The sequence below is a fragment of the Hansschlegelia sp. KR7-227 genome (assembly GCF_049446035.1).
Taxonomy (GTDB): Bacteria; Pseudomonadota; Alphaproteobacteria; order Rhizobiales; family Methylopilaceae; genus Methylopila.
The window spans coordinates 1,534,493-1,554,343 of sequence record NZ_JBMSEA010000001.1 but is presented as its reverse complement, the minus strand read 5'-3'; the positions used below and the strand labels follow the sequence as shown (position 1 = coordinate 1,554,343).

The window sequence follows — 19,851 nt, the reverse complement described above, 5'->3', positions numbered from 1 at the left end:
GCCAAAGGAGCTTGATCATGACACGCGTATTGTTTGTCGGGCAGGCGCCCGAAACCGTCGACTTTTCCGATCCCTCCCTACCACCCGGGTTCAATGCCGAAAAAATCCGCGAGGGCTTCGAAGTCGCGAAGACGTCGATGAGCGAGCGCGGTTGGAATGGCGACCTCTGTATGATCGATCCCGACGACAGCGGCATCGCCGTACTGGCCGCGCAGCTGGCGAAAGCGGAATACGATTGCGTCGTGATCGGCGGCGGCTTGCGCATCCCGCCCAAAGGGTTGCTCTTCTTCGAGAAGGTCGTGAACGCCATCCACCAGGGCGCTCCGAAGGCGGCGATCGCCTTCAACACCCGTCCTCAGGATACGGCGGAAGCCGCGGCGCGGTGGATCGGCGCCGATTGAGCACGAGATCACGCCATCGCTGATTTCTGGATCGGGGGCTCAGTGATGCTTCCCCATCCATCATGGCAGCTTCTGAGGTTCGACATGAAAATACTGGTACTGGGCGCCACAGGCGCCACCGGCCGGCTGATTGTCAGCAAGGCCGCCGCGAACGGACACACGGTCGTGGCCCTCGTTCGTTCCAAGGCAAAGGCCGCAGACATTGCTGGCGCCGAACTCGTCGAAGGCGATGCCCGCGATCCCGCCGCGCTCACCCGCGCGATCGCCGGCTGTGACGCCGTCATCAGTTCGCTGGGCACCGCGATAAGCCCGTTCCGGGAAGTGACCCTGCTTTCGACGGCAACGCGCGCGCTGGTCGGCGTCATGGTGGAACAGAACATACGCCGGCTGGTGTGCATTACTGGCCTTGGCGCCGGCGACAGCCGCGGCCATGGCGGCTTCTTCTTTGACCGGCTGTTCCTGCCCCTGATGCTGCGCAAGGTCTATGAAGACAAGAACCGCCAGGAAGATGTGATCCGGGCGAGCAAGCTCGACTGGATCATCGTCCGGCCGACGGTGCTCAACGACAAGCCGGCGCGAGGTGACATTAAGGCGCTCACTGACCTGTCCGGCGTCCACGGCGGCGCCATCGCCCGCGCCGATGTCGCGGCGTTCGTCGTGCAGCAGCTCACCACCGATACGTGGCTGCACAAAGCGCCACTGATCACCTGGTAGGGTGCCTCAGGCCAATTCCTTATTTGCAAATACCTGGCGTCAAATCGACTGATAGCGGGCGGCTTCAGAGGATTATAGCGTAGACATAGTTCTCATCTTCGTCGGGCGCAGCCCGCCAGCCCCGCCTATTCTGAGCTATGGCGCGATATTTTTTGCTATGCCTACGCAAGCGCCGCCGATAACCGCACAGACTTCCAACGAGGATTTCGACTCGATCCTCCGCCTGCTGATACACACCGCAGCAAGCCGGCTCGGCAGCCTGCCAGTTGCCTACAGAATCTCCCGTTTCAGGAGCTGCTCGAGCCAGTCTGCAAAGACCTGAAGCCTCCGAGATAGATGCTGACGGTGCGGATAGAGCAGTGTCATGGGCATCGGCTCCGCCCGATGACCGGGCATCACCTCGACGAGCTCGCCCGCGTCGAGGTGGAGTTTGACGTCATAGGCTGTGATCTGGATCAGGCCAAGGCCGGCAAGGCAGCAGGCGATATAGGCCTCGGCGCTGTTGACGGTGACGCGGCTGCGCATGGGCAGCATTCGCATCTCGCCATGCTCGATCCATTCCCATTCTTCGACGCGCCCGGTCGATGGGGAGGCATAATTGACGGCGAGATGCGCCGCGAGATCGCCGGGCGCGACCGGTACGCCGTAGTGGGCGAGATAGCCGGGGCTGGCGACATTGATCAGCGGCAAGTCGCCGATCTTGCGGGCGATGAGACCGGAATCACCGAGCGGTCCGACACGCAGCACGCAATCGACGCTCTCCTCGACGAGATTGATCGCGCGGTCGGTGACGCGCAGCTCAATGTCGAGCTGAGGATGACGGGCGAGGAACTCCGGCAGGGCTGGCGCGACGATGAGACGTCCGATCCGGCCCGGCACGTCGATCCGGAGGCTGCCGCTCGGCCCGACTGAAGTCTGCCGGAATAGGCCTTCGGTTTCTTCGACGTCGGCGATGAGCCGCAGGCAGCGCTCGTAAAAGGCCGCGCCGTCCTGGGTCGGCGAGACTTTTCGCGTGGTGCGGTGAAGCAGGCGGACGCCGACCCGTGCTTCGAGCTCTATCACCGCAGCCGATACCGATGAGCGTGGCATCCCGAGCGTGTCTGCGGCGCGGGTGAAGCTCGCGCATTCGACGACGCGGGCAAAGGTGCGGAAGAGATCGATGCGGTCCAAGGCGCCGAGTCCACTGGATTGGTCTGAATTTCTGACAAGTGATGTCAGAATGAGTGTCTTTATGACAAAACTATAGACGATATTGTGCCGTGCAGGAAGCGGCCGTTCGGGTGGCCGCCGGCAGTCGAACGAGGCCACGCCAATGATCGATCATCGCGTCAAAGGAAAAACCGTCCTCATCGCGGGCGGCGCGAAGAATCTCGGCGGACTGATCGCGCGCGATCTCGCTGCGCAGGGCGCCAAGGCAGTCGCGGTCCACTACAACACCAGCGCCACCAAGCCGGCGGCCGACGAGACCGTGGCCGCGATCAAGGCAGCTGGCGCGGATGCCTTCGCGTTCCAGGGCGACCTCACCACAGCCGGCGCGGTGGAGAAGCTGTTCGCTGAGGCCAAGGCGGCGATGGGCGGTATCGACATCGCAATCAATACGGTCGGCAAGGTTCTGAAGAAGCCGATGGTCGAGATCTCGGAAGCCGAATATGACGAGATGACCGCGGTCAACTCCAAGACGGCCTTCTTCTTCCTTAAGGAAGCCGGCAAAAACGTCAGCGACAACGGCAAGGTCGTGACGCTGGTCACCTCGCTGCTCGGCGCCTTCACGCCCTTCTATGCGGCCTATGCCGGCACCAAGGCGCCAGTCGAGCATTTCACCCGGGCGGCCTCAAAAGAGTTCGGCGAGCGCGGGGTCTCCGTGACGGCGATCGGCCCCGGCCCGATGGATACGCCTTTCTTCTATCCTGCCGAGGGTGAAGACGCGGTCGCCTATCACAAGACCGCTGCGGCGCTATCGAACTTCTCCAAGACCGGCCTGACCGACATTGAGGACATCGTTCCCTATATCCGCTTCATGGTTTCCGACGGCTGGTGGATGACCGGCCAGACCATTCTCGTCAACGGTGGATACACCACCAAGTAAGGTCGGCCGCCGCGGCCCATCCTCACGGACGGCGCCGCCGGATCGCGGGAACAGCGGGCGCGCGCGTTCATGCACATGTTGCTTGTTATCGTCGGAGGAGTTGTCCTGCTGGGCGTGTTCGCCCTGTTCGGGAAGCTCTGGGGCGGCGATGTCGCCGGGATCGCAACAGCGGCGAAGGCTTTTGTTCCCGCCTGGCTTGCCGTGGCGCTCATCAACATGTGGGTCGGCGTGACCAGGGCGGGTTATACGGTCGCCCAAGAACTGCCGATCCTGCTCATCGTCTTCGCCGTTCCGGCAGCACTCGCAGCCATCTTCGCCTGGCGACTGGCCAAAGGCTGACAAGATGGCCGCCGAGACTATTGCTCATGATACCGAGGCCGCCTCCCATGGCGGCTTCAATCTCATTCCGGTCGTTGTCTTGCTCGGCGCGGCGGTCATCACCGTGCCGCTGTTCAAGCGGCTCGGCCTCGGTTCGGTGCTCGGCTAACTGGCAGCCGGCCTGGCCATCGGCCCGTTCGGCATCGATCTGTTCTCCGATACGCAGTCGATCCTGCATGTCGCCGAGCTTGGCGTCGCCATGTTCCTGTTCATCATCGGGCTGGAGATGCAGCCGGAGACATCCACAGGCGTCGGCATGTCGACGCTCAAGGGCGGGCCGAGCGATAAGGCTTTGAGCTGTTCGATCTCGCCGGCAAAATCCTCCTGCGAATGGCGCAGAGCTTCGAAGTCGTCGGCCAGGAAGCTGAGGCTCTGGCCCGTAAGGGCAAATATTAGAGTGGGATGAGCGCGCCGTCGCGCCGCTACAGGAACGGGATCAGCTCGGCGAGCGTCTCTTCCGGCCGCTCCTCCTGGAGGGTATGGCCGCAGTCGAGGGCCTTGCCGCGGACGTCGGTCGCCTTCTCGCGCCAGGTCTCCAGCACGTCGTAGGTCTGGCCGACGACGCCGCGCGCGCCCCACAAAGCGAGCAGGGGGACGCGCACGCGGGCGTCGGCGTCCGCCGCGTCGTGCTCGAGGTCGATCGTCGCGGCCGCGCGGTAATCCTCGCAGACGGCGTGCACCCCCTCCGGCGACCGGTAGCAGCGCAGATATTCGGCGAACGCCTCCGGCTCGGTCGCGCCGGGAATCTTGTTCTGCCGCTCGACATGCTCGCGCAGGAAGTAGTCGACGTCGCCGAGAATCATGCGCTCCGGCAGCGGCGAAGGCTGGATCAGAAAAAACCACCAGAAGTATCTCGTGGCGAACGCCTTGTCGGCGCGGGCGTACATCGTCGCGGTCGGCGCGATGTCGAACACCGCGAGCTTCGTCAGGGCGTCGGGGAAGTCGAGCGCGAGGCGGTGGCCGACCCGTCCGCCGCGGTCGTGGCCGACCATCGCGAAGCGCTCGAAGCCCAGCGTCCGCATGACGGCGACCTGGTCGGCCGCCATCGCGCGCTTGGAATAGGCGGCGTGGTCGCCGCCGCCCTCAGGCTTCGAGCTGTCGCCGTAGCCGCGCAAATCGGGCGCAACGACGGTGCAATTGCGTGCAAGATCGGGCGCGATCTTGCGCCAGGTGACGTGAGTCTGCGGGTGGCCGTGCAACAGCAGCAGCGGCGGTCCCTCGCCGCCGACCGCCGCCCGGATCGTGATCCCGTCTCCGACCTCGACGTCGACGAGCCGGAAGCCCGGCATCAGCGGCGCGGGGCCGAGCTCCCGGATCGCGACGCCGCTCACGACAGCGCGTCCGCGACCGCCTTTCCGCAGGTGACCGTGTCGGCCTTGCCGCCGAGGTCGCGGGTTCTCAGCCGCTCGTCGGCGAGAACGGTCTCGATCGCCGCGACGATCGCGGCTCCCGCTTCGGTCTCGCCGAGATGGTCGAGCATCATCGCCGCCGACCAGATCTGGCCGATCGGGTTCGCGACCCCCTGGCCGGCGATGTCCGGCGCGGAGCCGTGGACCGGCTCGAACAGCGAGGGGAATTTCTTCTCCGGGTTGATGTTGCCGGAGGGCGCGATGCCGATCGTGCCGGTGCAGGCGGGGCCGAGGTCGGACAGGATGTCGCCGAACAGGTTGGAGGCCACCACCACGTCGAACTTGTCGGGCTTCAGCACGAACAAAGCGGTCAGGATGTCGATGTGGTACTTGTCGGTCTCGACGTCCGGATACGCCTTGCACATCTCCTCGAAGCGCTCGTCCCAATAGGGCATCGTGATCGCGATGCCGTTCGACTTCGTCGCCGACGTCACCTTCTTGCGCTTGCGCGTCCTGGCGAGCTCGAAGGCGTATTTCATGATGCGGTCGACGCCGTGGCGGGTGAACACCGTCTCCTGGATGACCGCTTCGCGGTCGGTGCCCGGAAACATGCGCCCGCCGATCGCGGAATACTCGCCCTCGGTGTTCTCGCGCACGACGTAGAAGTCGATGTCGCCGGGCTTGCGGCCGGCGAGCGGGCAGGTCACCCCCGGCATCAGCCGGGCCGGCCGCACCGAGGCGTACTGGTCGTATTCCCGCCGGAACTGGATCAGCGAGCCCCAGAGCGAGACGTGGTCGGGCACCACGTCCGGCCAGCCGACGGCGCCGAAGAACAGCGCGTCGGAGCCGTCGAGCCGGGCCTTCCAGTCGTCCGGCATCATCTGGCCGTGCTTCTGGTAGTAGTCGCAGGAGGCGAAGTCGTGATCCTCGCCTTGGATCTCGAAGCCGAACTTCTTGGCCGCCGCCTCGAGCACGCGCACGCCCTCCGGCACGGTCTCCTTGCCGATCCCGTCGCCGGGAATGTTGGCTATGCGGTAGACGCGGTTGGTGTTCGGCATCGTTCTTCATCCTGCCAGTTGGTCGACCGTCGCGCGGCCAGACGGGAGCGGGTGCTTCGAGACGGCTGCTCTCGCAGCCTCCTCAGCATGAGGGTCGTGGCGTTTCCAGTGGACCCGACGTCCCTCATGCTGAAGAACCCGCCCTTCGGCGGCCGCCTCGAAGCGCGCGGTTCGGCTTGTATCAGTCCAAAGCCTCAGTCGGCGAACTGGCCGGCGGCCTTGATCACGGGATCCCAGCGATCGATCTCCGACAGCAGCTTCGCCTTCAGCGCCTCCGGCGTCGCGTCCTGCTTCGACGCGGCGGTCGTGATGATCTTGCCGAAGCGCTCCTGCAGCGCCGGTTCGGCGAGCGCGGTCTGCAGGGCCTCGCTCAGCCTCTTCACGACCGCGTCCGGCGTGCCTGCCGGCGCGTAGATCCCGTGCCAGGCCGACATCTGAAAACCCTTGATCCCGGCCTCGTCCGCGGTCGGCAGCTCCGGAAGCTGCTCGACGCGCTTCAGGGCCGTGACGGCATAGGCCTTCACCTGCTTGCCCTGGATCGGGCCGGTGGTGTTGGTGGTCTGGTCGCAGGTCATGTCGATCTGCTTCCCGATCAGGTCGGTCATGACGGGGCCGTTGCCCTTGTAGGGAACCGGGGTCACCTGCGTCCCGATGGTGGAGAACAGCAGCGTCCCGCAGAGATGCGACGCCGCGCCGAGGCCGGCGTTGCCATAGGTGATCTTCGTCCCGTTGGCCTTCACCTTGGCGACGAGCTGTTCGAGCGTGTCCGCGGGGAAGTCGGGCCGGGCGATGATCGTCATCGGCGCGTCGGAAACGAGGCCGATCGGCGCGAAGGCCGTCTTCGTGTCGAAGGAGAGCTTACGGTAGAGCGCCGGCGCGGTCGAAATGCCGATGTGGTGGATCAGCAGCGTGTAGCCGTCCGGATCGGACTTCGCCACGCGCGCCGACGCGAGCGTGCCGCCGGCGCCGGTGACGTTCTCGACGACGATCTGCGAGCCCAGCGCCTTCGACATGTTCTCCGCCGTGATGCGCGCGACCGTGTCGGTCGCGCCGCCGGCGGAGAAGGGGACGACGAGCGTGATGGTGCGGCTGGGGTAGGCCTCTTGGGCGTGAGCTGCGCCCACGCCGGCGGCGAGCGCCGCTGCGGCGAGTCGTGCGGTCAGTCTCATAGGCGTCGTCCTCCGGTGCGTTTCCTCGCGGTGGCGGGCGCCTGACCCGGCCGCCCCGTCTTCGCGAGGTCGGCCGGACGCCCGATGGCGTCAGCTCATGAATTGTCGCCCTCGATGGCGGCGATCACCGCGTCGGTGACCTCGCGCGTCGTCGCGGTTCCGCCGAGGTCCGGCGTGTGCAGGGAGGGGTCGGCGGTGACGCGCTCGACCGCCCGCATCAGCCGGTCGGCGGCGGACTTTTCGCCGAGATGCTCCATCATCATCGACGCCGTCCAGAAGGTGCCCACAGGGTTCGCGATCCCCTTGCCGGTGATGTCGAACGCCGAGCCGTGGATCGGTTCGAACATCGACGGAAACCGCCGCTCCGGGTTGAGATTGGCGGTCGGCGCGATGCCGAGCGAGCCGGCGAGGGCGGCTGCGAGGTCGGACAGGATGTCGGCGTGCAGGTTGGTCGCGACGATGGTGTCGAGCGTTTCGGGCCGCATCGTCATGCGCATGGTCATCGCGTCGACCAGCATCTTGTCCCACTCGACGTCGGGAAAGCCGGCCGCGACCTCGGCGGCGATCTCGTCCCACATCACCATGGCGTGGCGCTGGGCGTTCGACTTGGTGACGACGGTGAGCTTCTTGCGCGGCCGCGAGCGGGCGAGCTCGAAAGCGAATCTGATGACGCGCGCGACGCCGGCCCGGGTCATGATGGAGACGTCGGTCGCGACCTCTTCCGGCAGGCCGCGATGCACCCGGCCGCCGACGCCGGCATATTCGCCCTCCGAGTTCTCGCGCACGATCACCCAGTCGAGCTCGGGGCCTGAGACGTTGCGCAGCGGGCTCGTGATGCCGGGCAGGACGCGGGTCGGGCGCACATTGGCGTATTGGTCGAAGGGCTGGCAGATCGCGAGGCGCAGCCCCCAGAGCGTGACGTGGTCGGGCACGTCGGGCGCGCCGACCGCGCCGAAGAAGATCGCGTCGTGGTCCTTGATCTGCTCGCGGCCGTTCTCCGGCATCATGACGCCGTTGGCCTTGTAGTAGTCCGAACCCCAGTCGAAATGGTCGAAGGAGACGCCGAAGCCCTCGCGTTTCGCCAGCGCCTCGAGCGCTTCGATGCCCGCCGCGATGACCTCCTTGCCGATCCCGTCCCCCGGAATCGCCGCGATCCTGAAATGCTTCATCCTGACCTCGACCTCAAGCTTGCGCGCTAGCTTGCATGCAAGTTAGGCTGAGTTTTTGCAGGGCCATTTCGGCGAGTCAAGCCGTTCCACGGCATCTTGTATGGAAGTCGGAGGACGCCGGATGCCCGTCAATCGTGAGAACGCCGCGACCGTCGCTCCGGAGCGCCGCTCGCTGGTCGACGACGCCTATGACGCGCTGAAGGCCGGGGTCCTCGACGGCTCCTTCGCGCCCGGCCACCAGGCCTCGGAGCAGGAGATCGCGCTGCGGCTGGGCATGAGCCGGACGCCTGTGCACGAGGCGGTGATCCGGCTGCAGGAGGACGGTCTGGTGCGCGTGCTGTCGCGCCGCGGCGTGCTGATCTGCGCGATCGCCCCGGATGACATGCGCGAGATCTACGACGTGCTGGTCGCGATCGAGGGGCGGGCGGCGGAGCTGATCGCGGCGCTGCCGGAGCCCGATCGCCTCGCCGTCGCGGACGACCTCGCGCGGTTCACGGAGGAGATGGAGGCCGCGCTCGCCTCGGAGAACCGCATCGCTTGGGGCGAGACGGATGCGCGCTTTCACGCCGCCCTGATCGGAGGATGCCGGAACCGCCGCATCGTCCGCATCATGCAGACCATCAACGATCAGTCGCACCGCGCCCGCATGGTGACGCTGCGCCTGCGGAAGGGCCTTGCGGCCTCCGTCGAGGAGCACCGCGCGATCGTCGCCGCGATTCGCGCCGGGGACGCGGCGGCTGCGCACGAGGCCGGGCGCAGGCACCGGCTCAACGCCTGCGCCGAACTCATTCCCGCGCTCGAGAGCCTGGGGCTGAAGCACTTGTGACGTCGCCGCCCGCCGGAACGCGCCTAGGGCGGCCGCGGCGAAATCGGCGCTTGGCCTTGGCCGGACGATGGGTTACGCGGCGTGGCGGGCTGCGCGCCGCTCGACCGCATCGACCCCGAAGGACACGCCGCGTCATGGCCGACGAGCCGCGCATCGCCGTCATCACGGCCAACCAGCGGTCGGGCACCACCGCGATCGGCCGTCTGCTCGGGGCGCAGCCGAACGTGCGCTACGCGGGCGAGATCTTTCACAACGTCCGCGGACCGCACGACGACCCCGACTACAAGCGTTTCCTCACCGTTCCCGAGGCCAACTTCTTCACCTTCAAGCAGCGCTTCGTCGAGCGCTTCCCAGGCCTGGTGCATCCGACCGCCGTGAACCAGCACGCGATCTGGAAGGCGTATTGCGAACATCTGGGCTCGCTTGGGCCGGCGACGCTCTGGGTCATCGACGTCAAATACAACTCCTGGCACCATCTCGACCCGGTGTGGCGAAATCCGCTGATCCGGCCCGGGCTGATGGAGCTGCTCAGCCGGCAAAAGGCACCGATCCTCCATATCCTGCGCGAGGACGTGTTCGCCCAGGCGGTCTCGGCCGAGCGCGCGAACAATCTCGGTCGATGGCACCGCCAGACTGGGGAGGGCGCCGGCGCATCCGCCGGACCCACCCGGCTGGACCCGGCGAAGCTGCGGCGGCTGATGCAGCTGTCGACGCAGCTCACGCGGCACTATGAGGGCCTGCTCTCATATTATGGGACGACGCGGACCATCCATTATGAGAGCGCGTTCAAGGATCAGGACCTGACCGCCGCGGCGCGCGCGAGCGTCGCCGATCTGTTCGGCCTTCCCGCCCCGCTGCAGGGGCCGCTCGATCTCGTCAAGGGCGGCGGCGATCTGCGCGGCGCGATCTCGAACACGGATGAGATCCTGGCGTTCTTCTCGGGCGACCAGCACGAAGCTCTCGTCGCACGCCACCTGCGGCGCTGACGAGACGGCGCCGTCGCCCGCCGGGCGGCCTCAGTTCGCGCTCGGGAGCCGGGCCAGCAGCCGCACGAGCTGCGCCAGCCGCTGGACCCCGACCTTCTCGAAGACCCGCCGGCGATGAGTCTTGACCGAGTTCACGCTGACGCCCAGCCGCCGGGCGGCCGCCGCCTCGCCGTCGCCGAGCGCGAGCTCGGCCGCGACGCGGGCCTCGGCGGGCGTGAGCTCGTACAGCGCTTCGAGCAGCTTGGGCGACGGCCCCGCGTCCCGATAGCCGGTGTAGACATAGACCACCACCGCGCGGCGGGCCGCTGCGCCCACCGGGGCCGCGCACATCGCGTGGACGGCCCCGTTCGGGTCGCGGAACGAAACCGGGTCGGGGCGGCGTCCTGCCGCGGCGGCGAGGATCGCCTGGTCGAACCGGGCGCGCGCCGCCTGGTCGGGGCAGCGCATGCGCGAGGCGGTCAGCCGCAACGCGCCGTCGCAGGCGAGCGTCTCGGCGGCGCGGTTGAGGCTGGTCACCCGCGCCGACGCGTCGAGCATCAGCGCGGCGACGCCGAGCAGGTCCAGCGCGTCGAACTCCGCGCGTCGCAGCGGCGATGATTCCGCGGCTTGCCCCGCGAGCGGCGAGGAGCGATCGAAGCTGCGGGCGACAGGCCTGAGCCGAACGACCGCGCCGCTGTCGAAGGGCTCGACGTCCGGGTTTGCGCGCGGCAGCGGGGCGTGTCGCGCCGCCAGACGCGACCGGGCTGCGAGGAAATCCGCGGGGGAGGACGGCTCGTCGAAGCCCCTCTTGGCGTACTCGCTTGAAGTCGCGTTCTCGACGTCCGTCACGGGCGAGTCTCCCAATGCGCGACCACCCTAACCCCGCCGCGACGAGGGGCAAGCCAAAAGAAATCCAAAAACGAAAATTAGTGAGCGGAAGACCATGGCTGGGGTCCAAACGGCTGCGAAACACAGGCTGCGCAGCAGCTGCGGACTGGAATACGTACTTTTACGTATCTTGCATGACGGCTCCGGGTCGACCTTAAAGCTTTGCGAGGCATGCGATACGTCTGGGATCGCGCGCCGGGGGGACGGGCCGCGGGGAGCTACGGGTCGCGTGAGGGTAGCCCGCCACATTGGCGTCGTTCTGGCCGCATGCGCGCTCGCCGCGGCGACGGGCGCGCGCGCCGAGCCGATCGCCCGGCCGACGCCGATCGCGGGCGAGGTGATCGCGACGAAGGGCGGCGAGGAGCTGCAGTTCCGCTCCGAGGCGCTGTGGCGGCCGGTCCTGCTGCAGCAGGACGTCGTCGGCGGCGACACGCTCAAGACCAACGCGCTCGGAACCGTCGCCCTGCTGTTCGAAGACCGCACTCAGGTGCGCGTCGGGCGCAACTCCACGCTGATCGTCAAGGACGTCGCGCGCGGCCCGAACGGCGAGACGCTGCTCGCGCTGCCGCAGGGCTCGATGTGGGCGCGCGCGGCGCGCGGCGGCTCCGGCGTGCAGGTCGACACGCCGGCGGCCGCAGCCGCGATCCGCGGCACCGACTGGACGCTGTCGGTCGAGGGCGCGAAGACCTCGCTGATCGTGATGGAGGGCGAGGTGACGCTCGCCAACGCGCAAGGGTCCGTCACGGTGCGGCAGGGCGAGGGCGCCGAGGCCCTGATCGGTCAGGCGCCGCGCAAGATCACGCTGGTCAAGTTCGACGGCCGCGAGCAGATCCTGATCTATCGCGAGCTGCGCCAGACCTTCTTCAACCTGTCGCCGACCGACAAGACCCACCGCGAGGAGCGCGTCGCCCGCGCCCGCGCGCTCGCGGTCCCCGAACCCGCCCGCACCGCCGAGCAGTGGCTGACGCTGGCCGAGGCCGGGCTGAACTACGACGGCCTGGCGAAGGCCGAGGTCGCGCTCGCGGGCGCGCGCAGGATGAGGCTCGACGTCCGCCAGCGGGCGCGCGCCGAGTTGGTCGAAGGCTTCGTCGCCGCGCGTCGGCAGAAATGGCGGCAGGCCGCTGCGCTGTTCAAGTCCGCGCAACCGCGGCTCGACCGCACGCGCCAGGCGACCGCGGCCTACGCCGAATGGGTCGCGCTCGGCATGGCGGACCCGAACAGCCGGCCGCCGCCTCCCCCGAAGGAGCGCTACGCCGACGTTTTCACCGGGCCGCTGTCACGCGCCGCGATCGAGAGCTTCCTCGACGGGCCGGACAAGGGCGTCGCCATCATCGACGAGAACATCCGCCGCTTTCCCGACGAGATGATGATGCGGGCCGGCAAGGCGCTGCTCTACATCATGAAGGGCGACAAAGAAGCCGCGAAGCGCGCGATCGAGGAGGCGCGCGCGGTCGATCCCGACGACGTCTACGTGCTGATGGCGAGCGCGCGCTACCGCTACGTCGTGGAGAGCGACCTCGAGGGCGCGCTCGCCGAGCTGAAGCGCGCAGCCGAGATCGCGCCGGGCGCGAGCTTCGTCTATGGCGACATGGCGCTCGTCCAGGACGACCGCAACGCGACCCGCGAGGCGGAGGAGGCGCATCTCAAGGAGATCGCCTACGATCCCGACAGTTTCTCGGGCTACGCCAACTACGCGATCTTCCTGATCAACCACAATCGGCTCGGCGAAGCGCAGGAGCAGCTCCGGATCGCTGAGCGGCTCGGCGGCGGATCGAACCCGCTTTACATCGGCGCCCGAGGCAGTCTGCGGATCCGGCAGGGCGAGATCGCGGAGGGGACGCAGGACTTGCTCGCGGCGTCCGTCGCCCAGCCGACCTACGCCAGCGGCCTGAACGAGCTCGCGACGGCGATGTACGCCGCCGGCAATCTCGACGAGACCTATCAGGCGCTCGACAACGCCGACCGCTACGACGACGCCAACCCGACGACGCCGCTGATCCGCTCCGTGATCGCGCAGGACGAGTACCGGGCGGACGACGCGGTGATCAACGCGCGCGAGGCGCTGCGCCGCAAGCTCGCGCGCGGCGGGCATTACGAGTCGATCGCCGCGAGCCGCGACAACGGCTCCTTCCTCGGCGGAGCGCTGCGGTTCCTCGAGCTCGACGAATGGGCGCGCTACTACGGCGACCGCGTCGCGGACGCGTTCCTGGCCACCGCCTATTTCGACCAGGCGATCGCGAACCGCGTCTCGCCCTTCGCGCTCGGAACGCAGCAATTCGCGCCGGAGGAGGGCGGGGCGCCGAGCCTGTTCGCCTCCTCCTCGCTGGTGCAGGGCATGCTGTTCGATCCGCTCGCGATCGGCTCCCCGCAACGGCGCAGCGCGCTTGCGCGCTACCCCTTCGCGGAGACCACCGCCGGCGGCGGCCTGATCGCGCGCGACGGCGAGACCGGATGGTTCTCGGACGCGACCATCCAGGCGACGGTGATGGAGCCGATCCCGTTCTCGATCTTCACCAACGCCACCCTGACGCGGCCCGACAGCACATTCGCCAACGACCGCGACGATCAGGGCACGGCGACGACCTTCATCGGCGTCCAGCCGACCGGCCAGGACAACCTCGTCCTGTTCCAGAACTTCGTGAAGCAGCGTCAGGGCGCGCGGCGGTTCGATAGCTTCTACGTTCACCAGCCTTTGCCGACCGGCGAACTGTTTTACACGCGGCCCAACGGCTCCGAACTGACCTACGCAACGGCGGGCGCCGGCTGGAGCCACACCTTCGGCGAACGGAACGTGCTGCAGGCGTTGATCGTCGGAACCGAGCTCGATCAGAAGCAGAACAGGATCGACCCGGTCCCGATCGGGGGCGGTTTCTTCTACGGCGCGGACTTGCGGCAGAAGCTCCACGAGAAGGATCTTCTGCTGGGGGTCAACCATCTGCTCGGCGTCGGAGACGTCACCTTTCAGTACGGCGGAGAACGGATTTTCTCGCGCTATGACCTCAGGCAAAGCAGGACGGACAGGCTGACGGAGCCGCCGGTTTACAACCGCCTCGAGTTCGACGGCGACGCCTGGCGCATCTACGCCGACGCGACATGGGACGTCAGCCGCGACTTCAAGCTGGAGGCCGGCCTGTTCGCCTCGAAATCGAAAATCGATCGTGACGACCACAGCGATCTCGGCCCCCGCGCCGGCGTCGCCTGGCAACCTGTCGAGGGCCACTGGCTGCGCGCCGCCTACCGGCAGGACGCTTATTTCTCGACGGCCTATTCGCTGTCCCCGGTCACCACGGCGGGCCTGACCCCGAACGAGCTGCCGCTCGACTTCGGCGGCCGGACCAAGTCGCTGATCGGGCGGTGGGACGCCGAATGGTCGCCGCATCTGTTCACCGCGCTCGAATATCAGCGGCAGCGTGTCCGCTCGCTGTCGATCGACGTGCCCGAGACGCTTCAGAACGCGAGCATCGGAAAGGCCGAGATCAACCGGTTTTCGGCGACCGCCAACGCCTGGCTCACGCACGGCTTCGGGGCTTTCGCGACCTATGCGCGGACCAATTCGAAATCGCTCGGCGACTACAATGACGGCGGCTTCACCTATGCGGTGAACCGGGGCGATCCGCTGCCGTTCCTCGCGAAAAACTTCGCCCGGATCGGGCTCACCTTCGTCCATCCCTCGATGGTCAAGGTGACGGTCGCGCAGAACTTCATCGGGAAACGCACCGACACGGTCTTCGGCGAGCACGACGGCTATCGCACCACCGACGTCTCCGCGACGTGGGAGAGCTTCGACAAGCACCTCCTTCTGAGCGCGGAGGCGCTCAATGTCTTCGACAAGAATTTCACGCTTCTGAGGCGCCTCGGGCCGACCACGCCCGCCATCAAGGGCGACGGCCGAACCTTGACCGCGTCCATGCGGCTGCGGTTCTGAGCCGCTCCGGCGCGGGAGGACGAGCCGCGTGATCCGCCGCACCCCCGCCGCGCTCGGCGTTCCGCTCGCCGTCGCGCTGCTGCTCGCGGCGGTGCTCCTCAGCCCGCTCGGCCGGCTTCTCGACGCGCCGGCCTGGGACCTGCTGTCGACGCTCGCGCCGCCGTCGCCCGCAGCCGACGTCGTGATCGTCGCGATCGACGAGCCGTCCTTCGCCGAGATCGGCCGGCAATGGCCGTGGCCCCGCTCCCTGCACGCAGAGCTCGTCACGGCGCTGCGGGCGGCGGGCGCGAAGGCGATCGCGCTCGACATGGTGTTCGCCGAAGCCTCTACGGCGGAGGCCGACGGAGCGCTGGCGGCGGCGCTCGGACCCGACGTCGTGCTCGCGGCCGACGAGACCTGGATCGAGACGCCGCACGCGACGCAGTCGATCCGGGTTGAGCCGCTGCCGGAGTTCCTCGACCGCGGGGCCGAGGCCGGCGTCGCGGCCGTGGCGCTCGACCGCGACGGCGCGCTCCGGCGCCTCCCGCCGGGGGCGGACGGCTTTGCGGCGACCGTCGCCCGCAAGGTCGGCGCCGCGTCGCGCGACGCTGGAGAAGCGCGCCTGCTCCTGTTCCGCGGCGGACCGCGAACCTACGCGACGGTCTCCTATTACCAGGCGCTGAAGCCAGCCGAATTCCTGCCTCCGGGAACGCTGAAGGACAAGATCGTCTTCGTCGGCCTCAGCACGCAGACGGCCGCCGACGCCTCGGCCGGGGCGGCGGACGCCTTCGCGACGCCCTTCACCGCGCTGACCGGCCGCCTGACCGCCGGGGTCGAGGCGCAGGCCACGATGTTCGACGCGATCCGGACCGGCGACCTCGTGTCCCCTGCGCCGCTCTGGGCGCAGATTTTGGCGCTCGGCCTTGCGGCCGCGGGAGGCGCAGGTCTCGCGCGCGGCGGGCGGGTCTCTGGCCGCGCGGTCGCCGCCGCGGGGGCGCTGACGGCCGCGATCGCCGCGGCGAGCTGGCTCGCGTTGACCGGCGCGCATGCCTGGCTGTCGCCGGTCGCGCCGGCGGCGGCCCTGCTTCTCGTCGTCGGCGTGGACGCCGCGCTCGACTACGTCCGCGAGCGCCGAGCCCGCCGCGAGATCGCCGCCGCCTTCGGGCAGTATCTCGCGCCGGAGCTGGTCGATCGGCTGGCGCGCGACCCGTCCTCGCTCAGGCTTGGCGGCGAGCTCCGGACGCTCACCATCCTGTTCTGCGACGTGCGCGGCTTCACCACGCTGGCCGAGCGCATGAAGGACGATCCGGAGCGGCTGACGAGCCTCGTCAACCGCCTGCTGGGCCCGTTGTCGGACGCGGTGCTCGCCGAGGGCGGCACGATCGACAAATACATCGGCGACTGCGTCATGGCGTTCTGGAACGCGCCGCTCGACGCGCCCGATCACGCGGAACGGGCGGTGGCGGCGGCGCTTCGGATGCTCGACGCGGTCGAGGCGCTCAACCGCGAGCTCAACGCGGAGTCCGGCGAGGGCGCGCCGCCGCTGCAGTTCGCCGTCGGAATCGGCGTGAACACCGGGGCCTGCGTGGTGGGCAATCTCGGCTCGGCCAAGCGCTTCGACTACACCGCGATCGGCGACGCGGTGAACCTCGCCTCACGGCTCGAAGGCGCGTCCCGATTCTACGGCCTGCCGCTGCTCGTCGGCGAGGCGACGGCGCAGGCCGCGGGAGATCGCTTCGCGCTGGTCGAGCTCGACCGCCTCGCGGTGAAGGGCCGGGCCGGGGGCGTCGGCGTGTTCGCCGCCCTCGGCCGGGCGGGCGCAGAGCCCGTCGCGGCAGCTGACGCGCAGGCTGCCTTCCTCGACGCCTATCGCAAGCGGGACTGGACGCGCGCGGACGCCGCGCTCGGCGCCCTGCGCGCGGCCGAGCCGCGGCTCGGCGTCTACGCCGAGCGGATGGCGGAGCGGATCGCCGCCCTGCGGGCGTCGCCGCCGCCCGAAGACTGGGACGGCGTGTTCGCCGCGCGCGAAAAATAACGGACGGCCCGTGGCGGAAGCCGGGGCGCCTCCTGGGCCGTCGTCCTGGGCTTGTCCCAGGACCCAGAACCACCGCCGGCGCCAGACTGGTTCGACCGCGGCGGCGATGGATTCCGGGACGAGCCCGGAATGACGGCGGGGTAGCGGACGGCCCGTGGCGGCGGCGGAGCGGCCGGCCTTCAGGTCTCCGCGATCCCCGCCTCGTTCGCGCGCAGCCGTTCCGCGGCCTTGGCGGCGATCGCGGCCGCCGCGGCCTTGTCGTCGGCGAGGAAGGCCTGGAAGGCGCGGCGCGGCAGGCGCAGCAGCGAGCAGTAGGCGATCGCGTCGACGTCGGCGGTGCGCTCGCGGTCCTCCAGCAGCGCGATCTCGCCGAAGACGTCGCCGCGCCCGAGCCGCACCCGGTCGCCGGGCAGCGCCACCTCGACGGCGCCGGAGGCGATGAAATAGGCGGCGTCGCCGCGGTCGCCGCGGCGGATCAGCCGCTGGCCGGGCCGCGCCAGCATCGGCTCGACCTTGGCCAGCAGCCGGCGCTTCGCTTCGGGCGACAGCCCTTCGAACAGCGGCAGGCGCGCGACAAGCGTCGCGGCGTCGAGGCCGAGGTCGAGGGCGGGCCGGACGTCGGCCTTGGAGCGCCTGCGTCCGAGGTCGACCAGCAAATCGCGGTGCAGCTCGGGGCCGATCAGGCCTTCCTCGCGCATGCGGTCATATTCCCGCTCCTCGAACTCGAGCGCGGCGTTCTCGAGCAGCCGGCGCTCCAGCGCCTCGGCGTAGCCGGGATATTGCAGCCGGAGCGCGTCGAGCGCCCGGGACACCGCCTCGGCGCGCTCGCCGAGGGCGTCCGCGGCGGCGTCGCCGGCGTCCGGGCCGAGCACGGGGCGGATCGTCTCCTCGACGAAGCCGCCGAGCTTGCGGATCGCCATGGAGTCGAGCAGCAGCGTCTCGAACCGGTTGGCGAGCGCGCGGGCGAGCCAGCCGTTCCAGCCGAGGCGCCGCGCGACCCACTGGGCGGCGTTCTCCGTGCGCGAGAAGGCGAGCGCTTCCTGATAGGCCGCGCGGTAGCCGGCCGGGCCGGAGACCCGGGCGCGGTCGCTCAGGCGGCGGACGTCGGCGAGCAGCCGGTCGACGAGCTTCAGCGACACGCCGCGCTCGCGCACCCGCTCCATCACGAGCTCGCGCTCCGCCCGGGCGAGGGTGACGAGCGCGATCATCACCCGCTCGCGCGGGTCGATCGTGGCGGGGAGGGCCGCCTGCTCCGCGGTCTCGGCCGCCGCGGGCGGCGAGGCCGTCATGCGGTAGGTCGCGGCGGTCTCGGCGACCGCCTGCGCGACGCGGGCGCGCGCGGCGGCGAACACGTCGCGGCGCAGCGCCTGGTCGACAGGCGACAGCCGGTCGATCCCCGTCGCGCGCACCAGCGCCCGCACGGTCGTGCCCTGCACGAGCAGCGTGAACAGCACGTAGCCGGTGGCCAGCACCGCGATGAAGTTGCGGATGTCGGCCGGGATCGCGTCGTTTTCGGTGACGGCGAGCGCGAGCACCAGCGTGGTCGCGCCGCGCAGGCCGCCCCACAGCACCACCCAGCGGAACGGCCGGCTGATCGGCGGCGCCATGTCGAGCTTGGCCAGCGCCGGCATCAGCCCCCAGACGATCGCCGCCCGCGCGGCGAAGGTGGCGGCGATCAGCAAAGCGAGCAGAGCGAGGTCGCGCGCCGTCGCCTCCGCGAGCAGCCGCGGCGCCAGGATCGAGGCCAGCACGAAGATCAGCGAGGCCGCCCACCAGTCGATCTGCTCCCACACCGCGCGCAGGTGCTTCCAGACGTCGGGCGGCGCCTTCGCGGGCCCGACGGCGGCCAGCGTCATGCCGGCCGCGACCACCGCCATGACGCCGGAGACGTGGAGCCCGCTCTCGGCGACCACGAAGGCGATGTAGGGGAGCGCGAGGCTGACCGAGGTCGGCGCGAGCGAATCCTCGCGCAGCGCGCCGATCAGCGCCGCCGCGCCGCGGCCGGCGACGACGCCCACCAGCACCCCGCCGAGCGGCAGCACGAGCGCGTCGATAGCGGTCTTCGCCGGATCGAACGGCGCGCCGCTGACCAGCAATTCGAGGCACACGGCGAACAAGGTGATGGCGGCGGCGTCGTTTAGCAGGCTCTCGCCCTCGACAAGGCGGACCAGCCGGGCCGGCGCGCCGGCCTCGCGAAAGATGCCGATGACGGCGATCGGGTCGGTCGTCGCCACGATCGCGCCGAGCAGCAGGCAGGCGACCAGAGGCGCAGCCGCGAAGGGCGCGAGCGCGAAGCCGACGACGAGCGTGGACGCCACGACCGCGACGATCGCGAGGATGAAGATCGAGCTGGCGTCGTCGATGACCTGACGGAGGTCGGTGTTCATCGCGGACTGGAACAGCAGCAGCGGCAGGAAGACGAACAGGAAACCTTCCGAGTCGAGCGGCAGCTCGGTGTAGCGCGCGGCGTCCTCGCCGGCCGGCCCGAAGGCGCCGGAGCGCAGCGCGAGGCCGATCGCGCCGATCGCCAGCCCGAACAGCGCGAGCAGCACGCTCGCCGGCAGTCGCACCCGGGCGGCGATCGGTTCGGCCAGACTGACGGCGATAAGCAGGGCCGCGAGCGTGAAGACGACAAGAGCGACGGACAAAGGCGGACCCGAAACGGACGAGACGCGATGCGACCGCCTTTCTGACGGCGTTCGGCGCAAAGGCCAAGCGAGCGCGCTCCGAATGACCGCGCGCGCCCTCGATGGCGGCTGAACCCCCAATCGCCGATATGTGAACATGGCCGTTTTCGCCGTACCGAGGGGGTTGGCTCATGCTCCGAAAGTTCTAGATTTCGAATTGTTCCAAAGCGAGCTGGGGCCGAGCCCCCGCTCGGGCGGGACGGGCGGCTCGGCAACTTTTCC

General features: G+C 69.1%; 15 protein-coding genes and 1 pseudogene. 9 read left to right on the top strand and 7 right to left on the bottom strand.

Going from position 1 to position 19,851, the window contains the following annotated elements:
• Positions 1 to 17 precede the first annotated feature (17 nt).
• Both ACO2RJ_RS07215 and ACO2RJ_RS07210 read left to right on the top strand, forming a co-directional pair.
• Positions 18 to 401, top strand: coding sequence for a hypothetical protein (locus ACO2RJ_RS07215; protein WP_423267311.1), 384 nt, complete (start codon positions 18 to 20; stop codon positions 399 to 401).
• Between the two features lie 84 nt (positions 402 to 485).
• Positions 486 to 1,115 carry an NAD(P)-dependent oxidoreductase gene (locus ACO2RJ_RS07210; RefSeq protein WP_423267310.1) on the top strand — a complete coding sequence of 210 codons (630 nt, stop codon included), beginning with the start codon at positions 486 to 488 and terminating at the stop codon, positions 1,113 to 1,115.
• A 270-nt stretch (positions 1,116 to 1,385) separates the two neighbouring features.
• On the opposite strand, the gene ACO2RJ_RS07205 is transcribed toward ACO2RJ_RS07210, so the two are convergent.
• On the bottom strand, positions 1,386 to 2,285 hold the full coding sequence (locus ACO2RJ_RS07205; protein WP_423267309.1) for a LysR family transcriptional regulator: 900 nt from the start codon (positions 2,283 to 2,285) through the stop codon (positions 1,386 to 1,388).
• 142 nt (positions 2,286 to 2,427) lie between these two features.
• On the opposite strand from ACO2RJ_RS07205, the gene ACO2RJ_RS07200 reads away from it, so the two are divergent.
• The 3 genes and pseudogenes from ACO2RJ_RS07200 to ACO2RJ_RS07190 form a co-directional block, all read left to right on the top strand.
• Positions 2,428 to 3,201, top strand: a complete 774-nt coding sequence (locus ACO2RJ_RS07200; RefSeq protein ID WP_423267308.1) for an SDR family oxidoreductase — start codon at positions 2,428 to 2,430, stop codon at positions 3,199 to 3,201.
• 69 nt (positions 3,202 to 3,270) lie between these two features.
• Positions 3,271 to 3,540, top strand: coding sequence for a hypothetical protein (locus ACO2RJ_RS07195; RefSeq protein WP_423267307.1), 270 nt, complete (start codon positions 3,271 to 3,273; stop codon positions 3,538 to 3,540).
• A 4-nt stretch (positions 3,541 to 3,544) separates the two neighbouring features.
• A pseudogene (locus ACO2RJ_RS07190) lies at positions 3,545 to 3,814 on the top strand (cation:proton antiporter); the annotation flags it as partial.
• 187 nt (positions 3,815 to 4,001) lie between these two features.
• On the opposite strand, the gene ACO2RJ_RS07185 reads toward ACO2RJ_RS07190, so the two are convergent.
• The 4 genes from ACO2RJ_RS07185 to ACO2RJ_RS07170 all read right to left on the bottom strand — a co-directional run bounded on the left by ACO2RJ_RS07185 (position 4,002) and on the right by ACO2RJ_RS07170 (position 8,324).
• Positions 4,002 to 4,868, bottom strand: coding sequence for an alpha/beta fold hydrolase (locus tag ACO2RJ_RS07185; RefSeq protein ID WP_423268927.1), 867 nt, complete (start codon positions 4,866 to 4,868; stop codon positions 4,002 to 4,004).
• Positions 4,869 to 4,906: 38 nt separating this feature from the next.
• Positions 4,907 to 5,986, bottom strand: a complete 1,080-nt coding sequence (locus ACO2RJ_RS07180; protein WP_423267305.1) for a tartrate dehydrogenase — start codon at positions 5,984 to 5,986, stop codon at positions 4,907 to 4,909.
• Between the two features lie 194 nt (positions 5,987 to 6,180).
• The gene (locus ACO2RJ_RS07175; RefSeq protein ID WP_423267304.1) at positions 6,181 to 7,155 is read right to left on the bottom strand and encodes a tripartite tricarboxylate transporter substrate-binding protein; all 975 of its coding nucleotides are present in this window, start codon (positions 7,153 to 7,155) and stop codon (positions 6,181 to 6,183) included.
• Positions 7,156 to 7,250: 95 nt separating this feature from the next.
• On the bottom strand, positions 7,251 to 8,324 hold the full coding sequence (locus ACO2RJ_RS07170) for a tartrate dehydrogenase (RefSeq protein WP_423267303.1): 1,074 nt from the start codon (positions 8,322 to 8,324) through the stop codon (positions 7,251 to 7,253).
• Between the two features lie 121 nt (positions 8,325 to 8,445).
• Between ACO2RJ_RS07170 and ACO2RJ_RS07165 the strand changes: the two genes are divergently transcribed.
• Both ACO2RJ_RS07165 and ACO2RJ_RS07160 read left to right on the top strand, forming a co-directional pair.
• Positions 8,446 to 9,150 carry a GntR family transcriptional regulator gene (locus ACO2RJ_RS07165; RefSeq protein ID WP_423267302.1) on the top strand — a complete coding sequence of 235 codons (705 nt, stop codon included), beginning with the start codon at positions 8,446 to 8,448 and terminating at the stop codon, positions 9,148 to 9,150.
• A gap of 134 nt (positions 9,151 to 9,284) precedes the next feature.
• Positions 9,285 to 10,136, top strand: coding sequence for a hypothetical protein (locus tag ACO2RJ_RS07160; protein ID WP_423267301.1), 852 nt, complete (start codon positions 9,285 to 9,287; stop codon positions 10,134 to 10,136).
• A gap of 30 nt (positions 10,137 to 10,166) precedes the next feature.
• Here the strand turns inward: ACO2RJ_RS07160 and ACO2RJ_RS07155 are convergent, their stop codons facing one another.
• On the bottom strand, positions 10,167 to 10,964 hold the full coding sequence (locus ACO2RJ_RS07155) for a helix-turn-helix transcriptional regulator (RefSeq protein WP_423267299.1): 798 nt from the start codon (positions 10,962 to 10,964) through the stop codon (positions 10,167 to 10,169).
• Positions 10,965 to 11,232: 268 nt separating this feature from the next.
• Here ACO2RJ_RS07155 and ACO2RJ_RS07150 point away from each other — a divergent pair, with 268 nt between their 5' ends.
• Positions 11,233 to 14,928, top strand: coding sequence for a FecR domain-containing protein (locus ACO2RJ_RS07150; RefSeq protein WP_423267298.1), 3,696 nt, complete (start codon positions 11,233 to 11,235; stop codon positions 14,926 to 14,928).
• A gap of 28 nt (positions 14,929 to 14,956) precedes the next feature.
• The gene (locus ACO2RJ_RS07145; protein WP_423267297.1) at positions 14,957 to 16,942 is read left to right on the top strand and encodes a CHASE2 domain-containing protein; all 1,986 of its coding nucleotides are present in this window, start codon (positions 14,957 to 14,959) and stop codon (positions 16,940 to 16,942) included.
• Positions 16,943 to 17,121: 179 nt separating this feature from the next.
• On the opposite strand, the gene ACO2RJ_RS07140 is transcribed toward ACO2RJ_RS07145, so the two are convergent.
• Positions 17,122 to 19,590 (bottom strand): cation:proton antiporter, encoded by a 2,469-nt coding sequence (locus ACO2RJ_RS07140; protein WP_423267295.1) that lies wholly within the window; start codon positions 19,588 to 19,590, stop codon positions 17,122 to 17,124.
• Between the last annotated feature and the right edge of the window lie 261 nt (positions 19,591 to 19,851).